This is a genomic window from Frankia gtarii (genome assembly GCF_025403375.1).
GTDB classification, from domain to species: Bacteria; Actinomycetota; Actinomycetes; order Frankiales; family Frankiaceae; genus Frankia; species Frankia gtarii.
Window position 1 is genome coordinate 1 of sequence record NZ_JAMPTM010000410.1, and the last position, 4161, is coordinate 4161.

Sequence of the window (4161 nt, forward strand, 5' to 3'; positions counted from 1 at the left end):
AGCGGATCCGGCGCGGACGGTCGCGGGAAGGAGCCACAGCACCGGCAGCGACGCCAACACCGCGGCCGCGCCGCTGCCCAGAAACACCAGGTCCATCCGGTGCTCGCCCGCGAAGCCGCCGAGCAGCGGACCGAGCGCGACGCCGAGAAGCTGCCCGGTGTAGATGGCGCTGAACGCGCGCCCCTGCGTGCTGGGAGCGACCGTCCCGGCGACTGCGGTCAGCGCGGCGACCTCGAACGCGCCCGCGCCCGCGCCCTGCAGCACGCGCATGGCCGCGTCCATCCCGATCCCCGTCGAGGCGAACAGGCCGAGGCAGCCGGCGGCGTAGGCGGCGAGCCCGGCGAGCAGCACCCCGCGGTGTCCACGGGCCGCCGCTGCCCGCCCGGCGACGTACTGCGACAGCAGCGCACCGAGGAAGAACGCCGCCATCACGACCCCGACGCCGGCGGCGGAGACGTGCCGGTCGGCCAGGTACAGCGGCAGCAGCGGGGCGATGGCGAAGGAACCGAGCCACTGCAGCAACGTCGCGGTCGTCAGGACGGCGAGCAGCCGACCCGGGCGGGATGTGCCCGCCTGCACCGGTTCGCTCGCCTCGCCCATCTCTGGGTCCTACCCTGCGGGCGCGGTACCTGGCAACGTGAATACGGCCGGACGAGCGACCGGCGGGCGAGCCGGCCCGGGCCCGGTGGGGACCCTCCTCTCGGTGCCACGACCGGCGGGAGGTGAGCGGCGATGAACATCCAACGCGGGGCGCGCGGATCCGGGGCGGCCGGCGAGGCGGTGCCCGACCGTTCGGCGCCGTTCGCCGAGAAGATGGCGTACTACCGGTCCCAGCACACCGGCCGGGCCATCCGGCTGACCCATCTGGTCGGCATCCCGGGGGTGGCCTTCGCACTGCCGGTCGTGCTCGCCCGACCCAGGATCGGCCTGCCGGTGTTCGCGGCGAGCTGGGCCGTGCAGATCGCCGGGCACGTGCTGTTCGAGCACAACCGCCCCGCGCTCGCCGAGGGCCCGCTGACCTACCAGCTATGCGGTCTGGCCTTCTGGTGTGAGGAGGTCGCCGACCTCCTCGGCGGGCGCGGGCTGGGCGGTGTCGGCGACGCCTCGCGGGCCAGCGGCCGCTGACCGCCGCGCCGGGGCCCCGCAGACGGTCAGCCGTGCAGCGGCATCCGGCCCGCGGGCGGCTGGCCCTGGATCGAACCGGGCCCGAATCCGGGCGGCCCGGCCGCGCCGGGTGCCGGCACGGCGCCCGGCGCCCGGGTGACCTTGGGCTCGATTCGGCGCAGCATGACCGTGGTGAGCGCCAGTGCGGCGACGCCGATCACGACGCCGATCAGGATGTCGAGCGCCCAGGTGCCCGCGCTGTGCTCCCAGAGCCGGTCGGGGGGGTCGGTGCGCAGGGTCGGGTTGCCGAGCTTGCTCACCACGTTGAGGTCGTCGGTGGAGGCCAGCGCCGCGAATCCCCACCGGGCCGGGACGAGGAAGCTGATCTGCTCCAGCACGAGCCGACCGGTCATGGAGGTCAGGCCGCCGGAGAAGACGAGCTGGCCCATGGTGACCAGGACGAGGATCGGCATCGCCTTGTCCGCGTTGTCGATCAGAGTGGAGACGAACAGGCCGATCATCATCGACGCCAGCGCCGCGACGATCACCGCGAGCAGGCACTCCAGCAGCGGCGAACCCAGCGCGGCGGCCTGCGGCGGGGTGCGTCCCACCACCGCGATGAGCGTGAAGACCAGGCACTGCGCGGTGGTGATCGCGGTCAACAGGATGATTTTGGAACCGAGGTAGGCGGTGCGGGACAGCCCGATCGTCCGCTCCCGCCGGTAGATCGCGCGTTCTTTGACGATTTCGCGGATCGAGTTGGCCATCCCCATGAAGCAGGCGCACAGCACCAGCACGACGAGCACCTTGGTGGCGTCGGCGTTCGGCGACTGGGGTAGCGGGCCCAGGCCGTCGGGAGCCTTGAGTATCCGCGGCACGATGCCGAGCAGGAACGGGTAGGCGATGATCAGCCGCAGGTAGGACCGGTCGGCCAGGACGACCCGCCAGTAGCGTCGGGTCAGCGTCGCGAGCTGCGCGTGCACCGGCTGCTGGCGGACGCTGGGCAGCTCCGGCGGCGCCTTGCGCACCGCCGGCGCCACCACCGCCGAGGGTACGAAGAACTCCGATGCCCGGAAGCGGTCAGCCATCTGCTCGCCCGGGGTGGCCTCCAGCTCGCGGAACACCGCGGCGAACTCGCGGAAGTCCTGCTTGCCGAAGAAGCGCAACGCCCCGTCGGCCGGGCCGAAGTAGGCGACGTGCCCGCCGGGCGCGAGCACCAGGATGAAGTCGCACAGATCCAGGAACAGCACACTGTGCGTGACGACGATGACGGTCCGGCCGCTCTCGTCGGTGGACCCTGCGCCGCCCCCCTTCGCGAGGCCGCGCAGCGTTTCCATCACCGACTGGTCGTTGGCCGGGTCGAGACCGGAGGTCGGCTCGTCGAGGAAGAGTAGCGACGGGCGGGTGAGCAGTTCGAGCGCGACGCTGGTGCGCTTCTTCTGCCCGCCGGAGAGCCGGGAGACCCGGGTGTCGGCGTGCGCGGACAGCCCGAGCTGGCCGATGACCTCCTCGACCCGGGCGCGCCGCTCGTCCGCGGTGGTGTCGGCCGGGAAACGCAGCTCGGAGCCGTAGAGCAGGGCCTCGCGCACGGTGAGCTGGTCGTGCAGCGGGTCGGCCTGGGGCACGTAGCCGATACGGCGGCGCAGCTCGTCGTACTCGGCGTAGAGGTCCCGGCCGGCGTAGCGCACCGAGCCGCGGTCGGCGGGCCGAAAGCCGGTGAGCGCGTTGAGCAGGGTGGACTTTCCGGCGCCGCTCGGGCCGACGACGCCGAGCACGGACCGACCGGGCAGCCGGAAGGTCATGTCGTGCATGAGCTGCTTCGTGCCGGCCCAGACGGAGACGTTCTGGACCTCGAAGGCGACGTCCCCGGAGTCGACGTACTCGACGAGCGAGCTGCCTTCGAGCTGGAACAGGTGATGGCCGATGGCGATGACGTCGCGCTGCATCACCGGGGCCCGGCTGATCCGGTGACCGTTGACGAACGTGCCGTTCGCGGACGCGAGGTCGACCAGCTCCACCCCGCCGAGCGAGATGTGCAGCTCGGCGTGATGACGGGAGGCGAGCAGGTCCCCGACGTTGATCTCGTTGTCGCGGGAACGCCCCATCCGCATCCGGCCGGGCCGGAGGGGATGCACGCGACGCCGGTCGTGCACGATCGCGCTCTGCGCCGTCACCGGATCGATCGTCAGACTCCCCGACGCCCCCGACACAGTGCCGGCCGGCCCTGAGAGCTGCCCCGGCGCTCCCCCGCCGGCCGACACTCCCCCGCCGATCGACGCCGACGTGGCCGGCGCCGACGTGGCCGACGTGACCGGCGTGGGTGCGAAGGCCGCGAGGTCCTCGATGGAGATGGCCGCCGCGTCCGGCCCACGCGTCGGAGCCGTCGGCGGGATGGCCGGCCGGACCGGCCGGGGCAGGAGCACCACCTCCGGTCCATCGGCGGCACCGAGACGCAGCCGCAGCTCGCCGACGATGTCGACGTCGCCCAACCGCCGGCCGTCGCACCACAGCCCGTTGGCGCTGATGTCCTCAACCCGCCAGCCGACCGCCGAGGGGTGCAGCACCAGATGCCGGCGCGACACCCGCCCGTCGTTGATCACAATGTCCGCGGACCGGGCCCGCCCCACCACGACAGGAGCGTCGCCGGTGAGCGTCACCTCCCCCGCGGGGGTGTGGACGCGCAGCGCAGTCCCAGCCACCAGCACTCTCCCTCGATCGCCAGACGCACCATAGTGTGCCCGCGCGAGGGTCGTTTTCCGCCCTCCTTCCGCGACATGTCAGAAAGTCGACCGCCATCGGCCAGGGGACCCGGTCTCCGGTCCGCCGGCCAGGCAACGGTCGACGCCGTGGTCGCCGGTGGTCAGCAGCTCAGGCCGGCACCGCCGTCGGGCGGCCCACGGGCGGCAAGCGGCCACTCCACCTCCATCATTCTTGCGTTAGGTAAATGAGTAATTACATTCCGTTCAATGTCCGGCGACTGTAGGACGGCGAATCGGTGGTATCAGTCACCATGGAAAGGTGACTGGAAGGGGTGGGGCGGATCCGGTGAACGGCGGG

3 protein-coding genes are annotated in these 4161 nt (G+C 72.3%); 1 reads left to right on the forward strand and 2 read right to left on the reverse strand.

The features are described from left to right. Positions 1 to 600 (reverse strand): MFS transporter (locus NBZ83_RS30485; RefSeq protein WP_261576347.1); only part of this gene is annotated, 600 nt, incomplete at its 3' end. A 132-nt stretch (positions 601 to 732) separates the two neighbouring features. Here NBZ83_RS30485 and NBZ83_RS30490 point away from each other — a divergent pair. Further along, the gene (locus NBZ83_RS30490) at positions 733 to 1125 is read left to right on the forward strand and encodes a DUF962 domain-containing protein (RefSeq protein WP_261576348.1); all 393 of its coding nucleotides are present in this window, start codon (positions 733 to 735) and stop codon (positions 1123 to 1125) included. Between the two features lie 26 nt (positions 1126 to 1151). Here the strand turns inward: NBZ83_RS30490 and NBZ83_RS30495 are convergent, their stop codons facing one another. Next, on the reverse strand, positions 1152 to 3803 hold the full coding sequence (locus tag NBZ83_RS30495) for an ATP-binding cassette domain-containing protein (RefSeq protein ID WP_261570749.1): 2652 nt from the start codon (positions 3801 to 3803) through the stop codon (positions 1152 to 1154). Positions 3804 to 4161 lie beyond the last annotated feature (358 nt).